Here is a 15,287-nt window from a genome sequence, read left to right as displayed (position 1 = left end):
TCGGTCCGGGCGCGTCAGCCGGCACCCGTACCCCGCTCCAGCAGCGGCGATGCGTCGGAGAGTACCCCGGCGATCCTGTCCAGCGTCGCCTGGTCCCGCTCCACCGCGTCCAGGACCGGCCCCCGGGCGGTGCCCCAGCGGCGGGCGACCGCGGCCGGGTCCTCGCCGGTCAGCAGCCCCGCCGCCTGGGCCGCGGCGCCGAGCGCGACCAGTTCCTTGGCCTCGGGCACCTGCACGGGCCGCCCGGACAGCCGTCGTACGGTCTGCTGCCAGGCCGTGCCGCGCGCGCCGCCGCCGATCAGCAGCAGCGGCGCCGAGCGGTCCGCGTCCGCGTCGAGCACCAGATCGAGGGCGCCCAGCAGCGAGTGCACCGCTCCGTCGTACGCGGCCTGGAGGAGCTGTCCGCCGGTCGTGTCGTGGCGCAGCCCGTGCAGCAGCCCCGAGGCGCCCGGCAGGTTGGGGGTGCGCTCGCCGTCCAGGTAGGGCAGGAGGGTGACGGCCGTGCCGGGTTCGACGGCCTCGCGGTCCAGGCCGAGCAGGGCCGCGACGCGGTCGACGGCGAGCGTGCAGTTGAGGGTGCAGGCCAGCGGAAGCCAGTCCCCGCGCGCGTCGGCGAAGCCCGCGACGGTGCCGGTCGGGTCGGCGGGCCGGTGCGTCGACACCGCGTACACCGTGCCCGAGGTGCCGAGGCTCAGTACCGGAGTGCCGGGGCGCAGCCCGAGGCCGAGCGCGGCGGCGGCGTTGTCACCGGTGCCCGCGGCGACCAGGGTGCCCTTGGAGAACGGCAGGTCGTGGCTGTCGCGGACGGTACCGGCCACCTCGCCGGGCCGGACCACCCGGGGCAGCAGAGCCGGGTCGAGCCCGACGTGCGCGAGCACCTCCGCGTCGTACGCCTCCGTCCCGGACGCCCACCAGCCGGTGCCCGAGGCGTCGCCGCGATCGGTGGTGCCCTCGCCCGTCAGACGCTCGGTGAGGTAGTCGTGGGGGAGACGGACGGCCTTGGTGGCGCGCACCGCCTCGGGCTCGTGCTCGGCCAGCCAGGCCCACTTCGTGACCGTGAAGGAGGCACCCGGCACGCTCCCGGTGCGCTCGGCCCAGGCCTTCGCGCCGCCCAGCTCCTCGACCAGGCGGCGGGCCTGTTGCGCCGAGCGCACGTCGTTCCAGAGCAGCGCCGGACGGACGGGCTCGCCCCGGGCGTCCAGGGTGACGAGCCCGTGCTGCTGGCCGCCGATCGACACGGCGGCGGCCTCGCGGGCCGCGTCACCGCATTGGCTCAGCGCCTCGCTCAGGGCGTTCCACCACTGCGCCGGGTCGCTCTCGCGGCCCGCCCCCGTGGTGACCGTGTGCGGGGCCTGGCCGCTCGCCACGACCTGTCCGGTGGCCGCGTCGACGACCAACGCCTTCGTGGACTGGGTCGACGTGTCCACGCCGACGACGAGCGGACCCTCGGCTGCTGACATCGGGCTCTCCCTCTTCCGCGGCTCCGCGGGATCTGGCCTGGTGTTTTCCGTGCGCGTCCGGGTCGCGGCGACCCGTCCCCACCCTCAGTCTCTGCTCAGGGAAACGTTTCAAGGACACGTTGTCCCTTCCCAGAGATGCTTCCGCATACTAATTTGTAAACCGCCATGACGAAATAGTCGGAGCAAGCAAGGAGCCGCGGCATGAACTACCAGCCCACCCCCGAGGACAGGTTCACCTTCGGCCTGTGGACCGTCGGCTGGCAGGGACGGGACCCGTTCGGCGACGCCACCCGCCGTGCGCTCGACCCGGTCGAGACGGTGCAGCGCCTGTCCGAGCTGGGCGCCCACGGAGTGACCTTCCACGACGACGACCTGATCCCCTTCGGGTCCTCGGACGCCGAGCGCGAGTCGCACATCAAGCGCTTCCGCCAGGCCCTCGACGCGACCGGCATGAAGGTGCCGATGGCCACCACCAACCTCTTCACGCACCCCGTCTTCAAGGACGGCGCGTTCACCGCGAACGACCGTGAAGTGCGCCGCTACGCGCTGCGCAAGACGATCCGCAACATCGACCTCGCGGTCGAACTCGGCGCGGAGACCTACGTCGCCTGGGGTGGCCGGGAAGGCGCCGAGTCCGGCGCCGCCAAGGACGTACGCGTGGCCCTGGACCGCATGAAGGAGGCCTTCGACCTCCTCGGCGAGTACGTGGTCTCCCAGGGCTACGACCTGAAGTTCGCGATCGAGCCCAAGCCGAACGAGCCCCGCGGCGACATCCTGCTGCCGACGGTCGGCCACGCCCTCGCCTTCATCGAGCGCCTGGAGCGTCCGGAACTGTACGGCGTCAACCCCGAGGTCGGGCACGAGCAGATGGCCGGGCTGAACTTCCCGCACGGCATCGCGCAGGCCCTGTGGGCGGGCAAGCTCTTCCACATCGACCTCAACGGCCAGTCCGGCATCAAGTACGACCAGGACCTGCGCTTCGGCGCCGGTGACCTGCGTGCCGCCTTCTGGCTGGTCGACCTCCTGGAGAGCGCCGGTTACGCGGGCCCGAAGCACTTCGACTTCAAGCCCCCGAGGACCGAGGACCTCGACGGTGTGTGGGCCTCGGCGGCCGGCTGCATGCGCAACTACCTCATCCTCAAGGAGCGTGCGGCGGCCTTCCGCGCGGACCCGGAGGTCCAGGCGGCCCTGCGTGCCTCGCGGCTGGACGAGCTGGCGCAGCAGACGGCGGCGGACGGCCTGGCGGGCCTGCTCGCGGACCGCTCTGCCTTCGAGGAGTTCGACGTGGAGGCGACCGCCGCGCGCGGGATGGCCTTCGAGCAGCTCGACCAGCTGGCCATGGACCACCTCCTGGGCGCGCGCGGCTGACGCACGCGCGCGTGGGCGCCCGTCTCCGACGGGCGTCCCCGGTCACCGCTGCATACGACTGTGCTCCGGGTGATCCCCTGTGACCGATCCTCGCGCGGATTGCTCCGGAATCGTGCGGTCCATGGCATGAGCCCGTATCAACTTCCGCGCGGGGCTCGCGTGCTGACCGGTTCGCGGCGACTCTTGACGGTATGGCCATGCCGCCCGTACCGCCTCAGCCACCCGGGCCGCCGGGGGGCACCCCGCCTCCGGGCGGTGGCTTCGGACCACCTCCCGATGGCTACGGCCCGCCCTCCGGGGGAGGCTACGGAAACGGGGGCTACGGCCCTCGCTACGGGGGCAACGGCAGCGCCGGCCATGGACCTCCCCCGGGAGGCGGCGGACCGCCCTCGCAGGGCGGTGGTGGCTGGGTGCCGCCGGAGCCGCCCGGGCAGCCCGGCGATCCGGGCGGGCACCGGCGCCCGGGCAGGGGGCCGAGCCTGCTCCTGATCCTGATCGCCGCGATCCTCGTGCTCGGAGCCGTCGTCGCCGTGGTGCTCCTGGCCTCCGGAGGCGACGGCGACCCGAAGAAGAACACACCGGAGAGCAGCCGGAGTTCGAGCGACACACCCGAGCCGTCGTTCAGCCTCCCGACCGAACTGCCCACCAAACTCCCCACCAGGTTGCCCACGCTGCCGTCCGGCTTCCCCACCGAGGTTCCGACCGAGTTCCCCACGGACCTGCCGAGCGAGTTCCCGAGCGACCTGGAGTCACTCATCCCACTGTCCGGCGACGAGGTGCCGTACTACATGCTGCGCACGGGCGACTGCTTCGACACCGACGCCGCCCACCCCGGACAGGCGGCGAAGCGCGCGTGCGCGGGTCCGCACGACGCGGAGGTCGTGAAAGTGACCGAACTGGAGGGCGGTTACCCGACGGACGCCGCCTTGAAGAAGGCAGCCACCGCCCTGTGCCGGCCGCCCCTGGAGCGCGCGGCGGCCGAGCAGCCCGCGGGGACCGTCCAGGGCAGCCTGGTGCAGTATCCGGACACCGCGGGCTACCGGTTGGGCATGGACAAGGTCGCGTGCAGCCTGGCCGCCGGCCTGGGCTCCGACACCCGGAAACTCACCACACCGCTGACCTGAGATCCCGGCGGATCGCGCTCCACGCGTGCGTGCCGCTCGACCGGCCTCCTTCGCGGGCTGTCAGAGAACCTCCTCCGCGGCCAGGTGCTCCAGCGAGGCCAGCGCGGTCGCCGGGTCCAGGGCCGCCCGCCCGGCGGGCACCCAACGGCCGCTCTCCTTCCGGTACGGCCACCAGCGGCCGTCCCGCCCCAGCCGCAGCTGGCTGCCCGTGCCGACCACCGTCCAGCGGTTGTGCGCCGCCCGCAGCGCCGGCCGCTCACCCTCGTCCCAGGCCGAGTCGAGCGCGGCACGCGCGCGTGCGAGCTGCTCGCCCTCGACCCTCCACTCCTCCTCCAGGACGGTCAACGCCGCCGTACCGCCCGACAGCCAGGCCCGGACGGCCGAGGCCAACTGCTCCCGACTGCGCCCGGACCCCTCCGCGAGCCGGTCCAACACAGCTCCCGAAGGTCGGCCCACGGCCAAGCGGACGGCATCCTGGGACACCGTCAACTCCCCATTGACCGGATGCTGTTCGTGCCGATCCCTCAGCGCCTCGGCAAGCAGCCGATGCGCCTCTACGGCGGTCCGCGCGGCCAGGAACCCCAGCGCGCCCGCGTCCACCCCGGGCGCGGGCGGAGTCTCGGTGTCCAGGGACGGCGGTATCCCGGGCGCGTCGGGCAGCCGGGGCAGGGCGGGCAGCGCGGGAAGGATGTCCCCGGCCGCGTACGCCACGGCGGCGTCCACGCCCACCGGCTCGGCGGAACCGTCGGCGGGATCGACGCCGAGGCTCTGGAGGTCCTCCAGCAGAGCGCGTTCGCCACGGCCACGCATCAGCAGCAGGACGAACGGGTCCTGGTCCAGCAGTCGCGCCACCTGGTAGCAGAGAGCCGCCGTATGACCGCAGTGGTCCCAGGCGCCGCAGTCGCACTCCGGCTCCAGATCGCCCATCCCGGGCAGCAGCTCGACTCCTGCGGCGGCCGAGTCCTCCACCAGGTGCGGGGGCATCTCCCGGTCGAGCAGGGCCGCGATATGGCCGGCCCGCTCTGCGGCCATGTCCAGAAAACGGTCCCACTGGTCGGCGGACAGCTCCTGCAGCAGGACGTCGGAGCGGTGCGTCGTGCGGTCGGGGTCCTGGACGACGGCGGTGATACGCCCCGGGCGCACCGACACGGCGCCCACGGCTCCCGCGCGCGCGAGCCGACGCCCCGACCGCACCTGCTCGGAGTCCAGCGCCGCGTCCTCCAGCGACTTCAGCCAGGCCCGCCCCCACCACGTCTCCGCGAAACCGCGTCCCTGGGGAGGAGGCAGCGGCGCGAACGTGCGCTCCTGAGCGGCGCCGGACACGCCACTGCCGTGCGCAGCGCCGTCCTGGTCGTCGGCGTCGTACTCGTCGGTGTCGTGCCGGTTCATCGCGCGCCCCCTCGCAGTCGCACCAGGTCCGCCAGTTCGGTGTCCGTCAGTTCCGTGAGCGCGGCCTCCCCGGCGCCGAGCACCGAGTCGGCCAGGGCGCGCTTGCGCTCCAGCATCTCGGCGATACGGTCCTCGATCGTGCCCTCGGCGATCAGCCGGTGCACCTGCACGGGACGGCTCTGGCCGATGCGGTACGCGCGGTCCGTGGCCTGGGCCTCGACGGCGGGGTTCCACCAGCGGTCGTAGTGCACGACGTGCTCGGCCCTGGTCAGGTTCAGGCCCGTACCGGCGGCTTTCAACGACAGCAGGAAGACCGGCACCTCACCCTCCTGGAAACGCTCCACCATCGCCTCGCGTTCCGCGACGGGCGTGCCGCCGTGGAGGAACTGCGTGGACACTCCGCGGGCCGCCAGATGCCGCTCCAGGAGCCTTGCCATCTGCACGTACTGGGTGAAGACCAGAACGCTCGCCCCCTCGGAGAGGATCGTGTCGAGCAGTTCGTCCAGCAGCTCCAGCTTTCCGGAGCGGCCCACGATCCTCGGCCGGTCCTCCTTGAGGAACTGTGCCGGATGGTTGCAGATCTGCTTGAGGCCCGTCAGCAGCTTCACGATCAGCCCGCGCCGGGCCATGGAATCTGCGCCGGAGATCTCCGCGAGCGTCTCCCGCACCACCGCCTCGTACAGCCCGGTCTGCTCCTTGGTGAGCGACACGGCACGGTCGGTCTCGGTCTTCGGCGGCAGTTCGGGAGCGATGCCGGGGTCCGACTTGCGCCGCCGCAGCAGGAACGGGCGTACGAGCCGGGCCAGACGCTCCGCGGCGGCCGGGTCCTGGCCGCCCTCGACGGACTTCGCGTACCGGGAGCGGAAGGTCCCGAGCCGGCCCAGCAGCCCTGGGGTCGTCCAGTCGAGGATCGCCCACAGCTCCGACAGGTTGTTCTCCACCGGGGTACCGGTGAGCGCCACGCGTGCGCGTGCGCCGATGGTGCGCAGCTCGCGGGCCGTCTCCGAGTAGGGGTTCTTGACGTGCTGCGCCTCGTCCGCCACGACCATGCCCCACGGAGCCTCGGCCAGCCGCCCCGCGTCCAGCCGCATCGTGCCGTACGTGGTGAGCACGAACTCGCCGTCGGCCAGGCCCTCCAGGCTGCGCCGCGACCCGTGGAAGCGGCGTACGGGCACACCTGGCGCGAACCGCTCGATCTCGCGCTGCCAGTTGCCCATCAGGGACGTCGGACAGACGACGAGCGTGGGCCCCGCCGCCGACGCGTCGGTCTGCCGGTGCAGATGCAGCGCGATCAGTGTGATCGTCTTGCCGAGGCCCATGTCGTCGGCCAGGCAGCAGCCGAGCCCCAGGGACGTCATCCGGGCGAGCCAGTTCAGGCCCCGCAACTGGTAGTCGCGCAAGGTCGCGTCGAGAGCCGTCGGCTGACCGACCGGGTCCTGCGCCTCCGGGTCCGAGAGGCGGTCCCGCAGGGCCGCCAGCCACCCGCTGGGCCGCACCTCCACCTGGCGCCCGTCGACCTCCGTCGAGCCCGTCAGCGCGGCGCTGAGCGCGTCGACCGGTGTGACCTTGCGGTCCTGCTGCGCGTGGGCGCGGCGGACCTCAGCGGGGTCGACGAGGACCCACTGGTCTCGCAGCCGCACCACGGGACGGTTCGCCTCGGCGAGCCGGTCCAGCTCCTCGCGCGTGAGCTGCCGGTCGCCCAGCGCGAACCACCAGTTGAAGGCGAGCAGCGCGTCGGCGGACAGGAAGGACGGCGTGTCCGACGGGACCTTCCCGGGGTTCGCGTCGTCGTCGGGCGGGCCGACGACCGCACGGGCCGTCAGCTTGCGGGCCAGCTCCTTGGGCCAGTGCACCTCGACCCCGGCGGCGGAGAGGGCGCGGGCACCATTCCCCAGCAGCTCGGTGACCTCGTCGTCCGCCAACTCGACGGCGTCCGGCACCGCCGCCGAGAGCAGGGGCGTCAGCGGCGACCAGCTCCGGGCCGCGCGGCGCAGCGCTAGCAGGGCGTCCATCCGCGCGCGCGGGCCGAAGGCGCGGCCAGGGGCACCGGTCCCGGCCCATACGTCCGCCGCGTCGGCGACCAGCCCCGGCTCGCTCACACTGTGCACCTGGAGCACGGCCCGGAACCGCAACGCCGTCTCGTCCGGCCCGGCCGACGCCAGCCCCGGTACCTCGATCCGCAGCGAGATCCGTACGCCCGCGTCGTGACCGGCGGCGACCTCGGCGGCCCACGGGCGCTGCTCCGGCACGTGCTGCGGTTCCCGCACCGCGTACGCGGCCCCGCCGGTGGCGAGAGCGGCGGCGGGGGAGCGGGGCAGCGCGTCGGCCACCGCGTCCAGGAAGGCCCGCAGCAGCCGCTCCGGCTCGGGCAGCCGGGGCGGCTGAGTGCCCTCCAACGGCACGGAGTGCGCCTCCGGGGGCATCGAGGCGGCGAGTTCGCGGACGCGCTCCACGTCCGGTGCACCCAGCGGTCCGGCCCGCCAGGCGTCGTGATCCGTCGCGGAGAGGCCGGGCAACAGCAGCCCGCGCGCGGCCAGTTGGAGGGCGAGCACGGCGGCCGTGCCCCAGAACGCCGTCGCCCGGTGGGCCTGCGGGGCGGCACGCGCACGCGTGAGGACCGGCAGCGCCGCACGCACCGGGAGCAGGACGGCGGTGACCTGCGTCCGCTCGACACCGTGGTCGCCGGGCAGGATCACGGTCAGTTCGTCGATGCTTCCGGCGGCGACGGCGGGCGGGGTGTCGCCGTCGGGCCGCCAGAACGCGACCGTGCCGGAGCGGGCCGGATCGGCGGTCACGAACACGGCACAGCAGCGGGCCAGTTCGGCGATCTCGGAGGGTGTTGCCGCGGGAATCCTCTGCACAGCGATGGCCGCATTCCTCAAACTTGACTACTGGGGGTCCGGATCGCCGAGGGTACAGCACTCCGGCGCCGGGTCCGCTTCTCCCGCGGGCCGTCGGAGGGCAGGGGCTCAGCCCGGGTCTCATCTCCTGCCGGGCATGCCCGGCCCTCATCTGCGGCACATGTATGAGTGAGGAGCCGCCCCTCAGGGGTGAGTAGGGGTCGCGTCTCAGGGACGTCTCAGGGTCGCGGTCCGGAACCGTGGGAAGCGCGGACCCGTTTTCAGAACAGAGAGCGGCACTGGCCGCGAAGGAGGCGACACTCATGTCGAGGAACGCGAAGATCGCCGCAGGGGGCGTGGCAGCGGGGCTCATCCTGTTGATCTGGCTGCCGTGGTGGGCCGCGCTGCTGATAGTGCTGGGAGTCCCGGCAGCCGCCTATCTCGCCCTGGACCCCGCACAGCGGCGCAGGCTGCGCCGCCTCAGCCGCAAGGAGATCGGCCGCTGAGGCGCCGCGACCGGGAGTCGCGCACACCGCACCGCCTGACGCCCTGATCAGCTGAACGCCGCCCGGCACCACAAGGTGTCCGGGCGGCGATCGGCGGCGGGCTCAGCTGGGGCGTACGGCCATCTTGTCGAGCGCTTCGAGGAGACCGGGCAGCTCCGGGCCCCGGCCCACCGGCAGCACCTCTCCGGGCTCGTCGTCGAGCAGCACGAAGGCGATGTCATCGGTCCTGGCCACCATTGACCAGCCCGGACCGTCGGCGCGCAGTGTCCGCGCGTCGCCCGGAGCGAAGGACGAGCGGACCCGGCCGAGGGGCGGCGGCGTCTCCACATACGCGCGTGCCTCCGCGAGGACCCGCCGGATCCCGGCACGGGGCCGGGACACGATGGCCTCGGCCGGGTCGGCGGCGCCCTGGGCGGAGCCGGCCGCGTCCGCGGTCCCGTCCGGTTCCGCCCCGGCCCGGTCCGGCTCGCCCTCGGATGCCTCGGGCGCCGTCACCCTGCCGCCCGGAGGAGCGAAGTCGTCCTCGCTGAGCTGCTCCCGCCAGGTCGCCCACTGGAGGGCGATCTCGTCGGCGCCGAGACGTCGCTGGGCCGGGCCCCACGAGGTGGTGTCCGGCGGCGCGAGCGGCGGCCGGTCCGTGAGTTCGGGGCCCGGGTCGTGCGGGGCGGGCACATCGGGAGCCGCGACGGCCACCGCGAGAGGCCAGCCGGGCAGGGCGGCGACGACCGTGCGCTCCTCCGGCGACAGGTCGTACTCCATGCCGCAGTCCCACGACGCGACGGCGACCGCGACCAGGGAGACGTCGTCGATGACCACCGTCCACCGCGCGCCGTCGCCGTCCTGGCCGAGCACCAGCCCGTACCCGTCGGCGAGAGGCGCGAGGCCCAGCGCCGCACAGGCCTCCGGATAGTCGTCGCCCAGCACGCTCGGGAACTGCGCGGGCGTCAGCAGAACCGCCGTGAGCACATAGAGCGCGTCGTCCTCGGCGGCGACGGTCTCCTCGTCCGTCTCTGCCATCCCAGCCTCCCCATCGGTTCGTCCATCGGCGCGCACCCTAATCGGAGCGGAAGGCCGTTGTCACGACTCCCACCCCACCCGGAGCTGCTGCTTTCCCACCGGAGGGGGAGGTATCGACCGGATGTACCCGCTTCGGTCAGGCGGCGGGCAGTCCCAGGAGGTCCCGGGCCACCGTCCGCGGCGACTCGTCGCGCTCCCTGGCCAGCGCGATGACGGCACGGCAAGCCAGCTCGTTCACCCCGAAGGACAACGCCTCCGGGGACACCCAGGCCACGGCCTCGTCCATCTGGTCCTGGTCGTCCTCCGCGCACGCCGACACATACACGGCAGCGGCCTCGAACAGGTTGTGCGTGCGCTTCTGTTGCCCCGTGCTCGCCTCGGAGCGCCACGAATGAAGAAGTCTGGTGAACGACTTATGGATTCCGCCGAACATGCGGACCACCCTCCCCCGGTGTGGTTGCCATGGTTGATCATTCATCTGCTCCTACCAACGTAGGGTCGGAGTTCCGGTGGCAGAAGAGGGCGTGTGACGGTGAAGCGCCCCGTCCGCCGTTGACGGCCCGGGTCGGACCGGCCGGACGGCCAGTGCCAGGAACCGGGCGTCCTCGTCCACGTACGACGTCATGCGCCACCCGGAACGGGCCAGCAGCGGACCGAGGTTGGCCTCCGCGCGCAGATCCTCCGGGGTGATCCGCCGGCCCTGCCGGGCGGCCAGCGCGGCTCTGCCGATCGGGTGGAACAGCGCGAGGGTGCCGCCGGGGAGCACCACGCGCGCGAGTTCCCGCAGGTTCTCGGCGGGGTGCGGCAGATGCGCGACCAGGCCCGCCGCGAACACGGCGTCGAGCGACTCCGAACGCAGTGGAAGGGCGGCCACGTCGGCGAGCAGCAACTGCCCGTCCAGGCCACGTCCGGCTGCTGCGGCGGCCTCCAGCATGGCCGGAGTCAGGTCCGCGCCCAGGACCACTCCCGAGGGCCCCACGGCGGCCCGCAGCGGCGTCAGGGCCCGCCCGGTGCCGCAGCCCGCGTCGAGCACCCGGGCGCCCTCGCCCAGCCTCAGTTCGGCGACCGCGGCGGCGTAGGCGGGCCCGTCGTCGGGGAACCTGCGGTCCCAGTCGGCCGCGCGGGTGGTGAAGAACTCCTGGACACGCGTGTGGTCGTCGCTCATGTTCCGCATGATCCCGCACGGGCGCGAACCATCCCATGGCGCACAGGTTCGAGCGGGACGCGATCGTTCAGACCCAGTTACCTGTCATATTTCACTACCTTTCGAAATGCGCCCCCTTCGTGCTCCCGTGCCCCCACTAGCGTCCCGTGGTCATGGGACACTTGGACCACGCGGCCTTCGGCTGGCTGACCCCCGCACTGTCATACGTCATGGCCTGCATAGGCGCCGCCCTCGGGCTGCGCTGCACCGTGCGGGCGCTCGCCGCGACCGGGCGCTCGCGCCGCAACTGGCTCGTCACCGCGGCCTCCGCGATCGGCACCGGCATCTGGACCATGCACTTCGTGGCGATGCTGGGTTTCAGCGTCGGCGGCACCGACATCCGCTACAACGTGCCGCTCACCATCCTCAGCCTCCTCGTCGCCGTCGCCGTCGTCTCCGCCGGGGTCTTTGCCGTCGGCTACGGGCAGGACCGCGCCCGCGCGCTGTTCGTCGGCGGACTCACCACGGGACTGGGCGTGGCGAGCATGCACTACCTCGGCATGGCCGCGGTACGGCTGCACGGCGACGTGACCTACGACCCCGCGCTCGTCGCGCTCTCCGTGGTGATCGCCGTCGTCGCGGCCACCGCGGCGCTCTGGGCGGCGCTGAACATCAAGTCGCCGCTCGCGGTCACCGTCGCCTCGCTCGTCATGGGCGCGGCGGTCAGCAGCATGCACTACACCGGGATGCTCGCGGTGCGCGTGCACGTCACGCCCTCCGGCGAGGTGCTGCCCGGGGCCACGGCGATGCAGTTCATCTTCCCCCTCGCCGTCGGCCTCGGGTCCTATCTCTTCCTGACCTCGGCGTTCGTCGCCCTGTCGCCGACGGCTGGGGAACGCGAGGCATCCGCGTCCGCCCAGCGACCGGCCGAGAGCGTCGCCGCCCACTAGGGGCGCGCACCCGCCGCGGCGGGCCAGAACCACATGAGCGAGGAGGCCATGCGTACACCCCGTAGAACCCCGACAACCGACGCCGGGACGGCGCCCCCGCCCCCGGTGCGCGGACGCCGCGCACACGCCGGTCCGCCGGCCGACGAGGGCTCCGAAGACCCCTTCGGCGACCCGTCCGACGAGGCACCCGCGCGCGTGGGGCGACGGCGCATACGGCCCGGAACCGTCCGCGCCAAGATCGTCTGCCTGCTGATGGTGCCGGTCGTCTCCCTGCTCGCACTGTGGGCGTACGCCACCGTCACCACGGCCCAGGACGTCGCCCGGCTGCGCCAGTTGCAGCGCGTCGACTCCCAGGTGCGGGCCCCGGTCGCCGCCGCCGTCGCCGCGCTCCAGGCCGAGCGCGTGGCCGCCGTACGCCTCGCCACCGATCCGGCCGCCGGCCCCGGCATCGACCTCAGGACGCTCGGCGAGCGCACCGACCGGGCCGTGGCGAAGCTGCGCCTCGGCGACCACAACACCGTCGCCGACGGCGAGGAACTGCCCGCCGGGGTCGCGGACCGTCTGGAGACCTTCGTCGCCGACGTCGAACAACTGCGCACGCTGCGCACCTCGGTGCTCGACCGCCGTACCGGATGGGCCGAGACGTATACGCGGTACACCAGGACGATCTCCGCGGCCTTCGCCGTGGGCGGCGCGCTCACCGGCATCCAGGACGCCGAACTCGGCTCCGACGCGCGCGTACTGCTCGAATTCGCCCGCGCGGGAGAGTCGCTGGCCCAGGAGGACGCCGTACTCGCCGGGGCGCGGCTCGCCGGGCGCCTCGACGGGCAGCGGCTGCGGCTGTTCACCGGAGCCGTCGACACCCGCCGCAGCCTCGTCGAAGCCACCGCCCCGGACCTGCGCGGCCCCGAACGGGCCACCTGGCAGGAGGTCGCGGCAGGCGGCGCGTACGCGGCCCTGGCCACCGTCGAGGACAAGGTGCTCGGCGCCCGCCCCGGCGCCAAGGCGATGGCCGCCGCACCCGAGGACACCTGGACCAAGGCACACGCACGCGTGCAAGGCGGTATGCGGGCCATCGAGGTGGCCGCGGGCCGTGACGTCGCCGACCGGGCCGACCCGTTCACCCGGGGCCTGCTCAGCCCCGCCGGAGCGGCGGTGCTGTTCGGTCTCGCCGCCGTCGCCGCGTCCCTGGTGATCTCCGTACGCATCGGACGCGGACTCGTCGTCGAGCTGGTGAGCCTGCGCAACAGCGCCCTGGAGATCGCCCGCCACAAACTCCCGCAGGCCATGCTGAAGCTGCGCGCGGGCGAAGAGATCGACATCCGCGCGGAAGCGCCCCCAGGTCCGCCCGCCGAGGACGAGACCGAGCAGGTCGCCGAAGCCCTCGGCACCGTGCACCGTGCCGCCCTGCGCGCCGCCGTGGAACGCGCGGAACTCGCCAGCGGCATCTCGGGCGTCTTCGTCAACCTCGCCCGCCGCAGCCAGATCCTCGTGCACCGCCAGCTGAACCTCCTCGACAGCATGGAGCGCAGGTCCGACGACCCGAACGAACTCAGCGACCTGTTCCGGCTCGACCACCTCACCACCCGTATGCGGCGCCACGCCGAGAGCCTGATCATCCTCTCCGGAGCCGCACCCGGCCGGGCCTGGCGCATGCCGGTCTCCCTGACGAACGTCGTCCGCGCCGCCGTCTCCGAGGTCGAGGACTACGCGCGCGTGGAGGTGCGCCAGTTCCCCGAGGCGTCCGTCTCCGGCGCCGCCGTCGCCGACCTCACGCACCTCCTGGCCGAGATCGTCGAGAACGCCGCCCAGTTCTCACCCCCGCACACCAGGGTGCGCATCACCGGCGAACCGGTCGGCAACGGCTACGCCGTGGAGGTCGAGGACCGGGGACTCGGGATGGGCAAGGAGACCCTCGCCGAGGCCAACCGGCGCATCGAACAGTCCGAGGCGCTCGACCTGTTCGACAGCGACCGGCTCGGCCTCTTCGTGGTCAGCAGGCTCGCCGCACGGCACGACATCAAGGTCCATCTGCGCACCTCGCCCTACGGCGGCACCACCGCGGTCGTCCTGCTGCCCACGGCACTCCTGCACAGCGGCGCGGCCGAACGCGCCCCGCGCGCCGCGATGGACCGGGAACGAGCCGTGGAACGCGAGTACGCGCGCGTGCCCGCCGCGCCGCCACAGGAACCCGTCCGGGCCTCCGCGGACCGTCCCGCACTGGTGGCTCCCGCGCCCGCCCCGGCCAGGACCGCCCCCGAACCCCCACCGCCAGGAGTCACCGCCTTGCGGCTGCACCGACCGCCCGAGGACCCCGGCGACGCGGAGGAGTCCGACGACCTCCCGCGACGCGTCAGGCAGGCGAACCTCGCCCCCCAACTGCGCGACCAGCGCCCCGAGGACCCCGCCCGGACGGCGGACTCCCGGAGCGAGGACAAGCGCACCCCCGAAGCCGTACGCGACCGTATGGCGGCCTACCGCGACGGCTGGGCGCGCGGCGGCGGCCGGACACCCGGCCACGGAGCCGCCCCGGGCACCGACACGGGCAGAGACAGCAGCGAAGGAGACCGCGCATGATCAAGGACCCGAGCACGAGGGCAGACCGGCGGTCCGGCGAACTCGACTGGCTGCTGGACGACATGGTCCTGCGCGTCACCGAGGTCCGGCACGCGGTAGTGCTGTCCAACGACGGCCTCGCCGTCGGCGCATCCAGCGATCTCCGGCGCGAGGACGCGGAACACCTCGCCGCGGTCGCCTCCGGCTTCCACAGCCTCGCCAAGGGCGCCGGCCGCCACTTCGGCGCCGGGGGCGTACGCCAGACCATGGTGGAGATGGACGACGGCTTCCTGTTCGTCGCCGCCGCGGGCGACGGCTCCTGCCTCGCGGTCCTCACCGCGGTGACCGCCGACATAGGCCTGGTGGCCTACGAGATGGCCCGACTGGTCAAACGTGTGGGCGAGCACCTCCACACGGCGCCGCGCGCCGCAGCGCGCCCGCCCGCCGCCGGATGAGGCAGGAGGGCGGTCCACGCGGATGACCGAGGACACGACAGGCACCCCGCGGGAGCCGGGCAGCCAGTGGTACGACAACGAGGCCGGCCCCCTTGTCCGCCCGTACGCCATGACGGGCGGACGCACCAAGGCCGGCCCCACAGGAGTGCGCTTCGACCTGATCGCGCTCGTCACACTCGACCCGGGCGCACCCGACCCGGACGACGACACCGCGCTCGGCCCCGAACACCGGGCCCTCGTCGACCTGTGCCGTACGGAGACACAGTCCGTCGCCGAACTCGCCGCGGGCGCCGACCTCCTCGTAGGGGTGGTGCGGGTGCTGCTCGGCGACCTCCTGGAGCTGGGCCGTGTCACGGTCAGCCGCCCGGTGCCGCCCGCCCAACTGCCCGACGAACGCATCCTGCGCGAGGTGATCGAAGGACTGAGGGCGCTGTAGATGCACGACGCGGATCCATTCGGACCAGGCCGAGTTGCGCAC

General features: G+C 73.3%; 13 protein-coding genes. 7 read left to right on the top strand and 6 right to left on the bottom strand.

Features of this window, described 5'->3' with window-relative positions; all coding sequences use genetic code 11:
* Positions 1-14: 14 nt before the first annotated feature.
* Positions 15-1,460: a xylulokinase gene (xylB, locus tag CW359_RS10105; protein WP_105969478.1), complete on the bottom strand. Its 1,446-nt coding sequence runs from the start codon at positions 1,458-1,460 to the stop codon at positions 15-17.
* A gap of 201 nt (positions 1,461-1,661) precedes the next feature.
* On the opposite strand from xylB, the gene xylA reads away from it, so the two are divergent.
* Positions 1,662-2,828 carry a xylose isomerase gene (xylA, locus tag CW359_RS10100; RefSeq protein WP_105969477.1) on the top strand — a complete coding sequence of 389 codons (1,167 nt, stop codon included), beginning with the start codon at positions 1,662-1,664 and terminating at the stop codon, positions 2,826-2,828.
* A 410-nt stretch (positions 2,829-3,238) separates the two neighbouring features.
* Complete coding sequence (locus tag CW359_RS10095; protein WP_232838335.1) at positions 3,239-3,952, top strand: hypothetical protein; 714 nt, start codon at positions 3,239-3,241, stop codon at positions 3,950-3,952.
* 60 nt (positions 3,953-4,012) lie between these two features.
* Here CW359_RS10095 and CW359_RS10090 read toward each other — a convergent pair whose 3' ends face one another.
* Both CW359_RS10090 and CW359_RS10085 read right to left on the bottom strand, forming a co-directional pair.
* Positions 4,013-5,341, bottom strand: coding sequence for an SWIM zinc finger family protein (locus CW359_RS10090; RefSeq protein ID WP_232838334.1), 1,329 nt, complete (start codon positions 5,339-5,341; stop codon positions 4,013-4,015).
* The gene (locus tag CW359_RS10085; protein ID WP_105969475.1) at positions 5,338-8,202 is read right to left on the bottom strand and encodes a DEAD/DEAH box helicase; all 2,865 of its coding nucleotides are present in this window, start codon (positions 8,200-8,202) and stop codon (positions 5,338-5,340) included. Before CW359_RS10085 ends, CW359_RS10090 begins: the two co-directional genes overlap by 4 nt.
* A 302-nt stretch (positions 8,203-8,504) precedes the next feature.
* Between CW359_RS10085 and CW359_RS10080 the strand changes: the two genes are divergently transcribed.
* On the top strand, positions 8,505-8,687 hold the full coding sequence (locus CW359_RS10080; protein ID WP_105969474.1) for a hypothetical protein: 183 nt from the start codon (positions 8,505-8,507) through the stop codon (positions 8,685-8,687).
* Between the two features lie 102 nt (positions 8,688-8,789).
* On the opposite strand, the gene CW359_RS10075 is transcribed toward CW359_RS10080, so the two are convergent.
* The 3 genes from CW359_RS10075 to CW359_RS10065 form a co-directional block, all read right to left on the bottom strand.
* Positions 8,790-9,704 (bottom strand): flagellar biosynthesis protein FlhF, encoded by a 915-nt coding sequence (locus CW359_RS10075; protein ID WP_105969473.1) that lies wholly within the window; start codon positions 9,702-9,704, stop codon positions 8,790-8,792.
* Between the two features lie 136 nt (positions 9,705-9,840).
* The gene (locus CW359_RS10070) at positions 9,841-10,137 is read right to left on the bottom strand and encodes a hypothetical protein (protein ID WP_105969472.1); all 297 of its coding nucleotides are present in this window, start codon (positions 10,135-10,137) and stop codon (positions 9,841-9,843) included.
* 51 nt (positions 10,138-10,188) lie between these two features.
* Positions 10,189-10,869, bottom strand: a complete 681-nt coding sequence (locus tag CW359_RS10065; protein ID WP_232838333.1) for a class I SAM-dependent methyltransferase — start codon at positions 10,867-10,869, stop codon at positions 10,189-10,191.
* Between the two features lie 152 nt (positions 10,870-11,021).
* Here CW359_RS10065 and CW359_RS10060 point away from each other — a divergent pair, with 152 nt between their 5' ends.
* Genes CW359_RS10060 through CW359_RS10045 form a run of 4 tightly spaced genes read left to right on the top strand, consistent with a single transcriptional unit; the run spans position 11,022 to position 15,245 of the window.
* Positions 11,022-11,798: an MHYT domain-containing protein gene (locus CW359_RS10060; RefSeq protein ID WP_105969471.1), complete on the top strand. Its 777-nt coding sequence runs from the start codon at positions 11,022-11,024 to the stop codon at positions 11,796-11,798.
* A gap of 48 nt (positions 11,799-11,846) precedes the next feature.
* Positions 11,847-14,375, top strand: a complete 2,529-nt coding sequence (locus tag CW359_RS10055; RefSeq protein ID WP_105969470.1) for a sensor histidine kinase — start codon at positions 11,847-11,849, stop codon at positions 14,373-14,375.
* Positions 14,372-14,809: a roadblock/LC7 domain-containing protein gene (locus tag CW359_RS10050; protein ID WP_105969469.1), complete on the top strand. Its 438-nt coding sequence runs from the start codon at positions 14,372-14,374 to the stop codon at positions 14,807-14,809. Before CW359_RS10055 ends, CW359_RS10050 begins: the two co-directional genes overlap by 4 nt.
* Before the next feature lie 22 nt (positions 14,810-14,831).
* Complete coding sequence (locus tag CW359_RS10045; protein WP_105969468.1) at positions 14,832-15,245, top strand: DUF742 domain-containing protein; 414 nt, start codon at positions 14,832-14,834, stop codon at positions 15,243-15,245.
* Positions 15,246-15,287 lie beyond the last annotated feature (42 nt).

The sequence above is a fragment of the Streptomyces geranii genome, assembly GCF_002954775.1.
Taxonomy (GTDB): domain Bacteria; phylum Actinomycetota; class Actinomycetes; order Streptomycetales; family Streptomycetaceae; genus Streptomyces; species Streptomyces geranii.
Note: the sequence above shows the minus strand (reverse complement) of the source record. Positions and strands in the feature narration are given on the sequence as shown.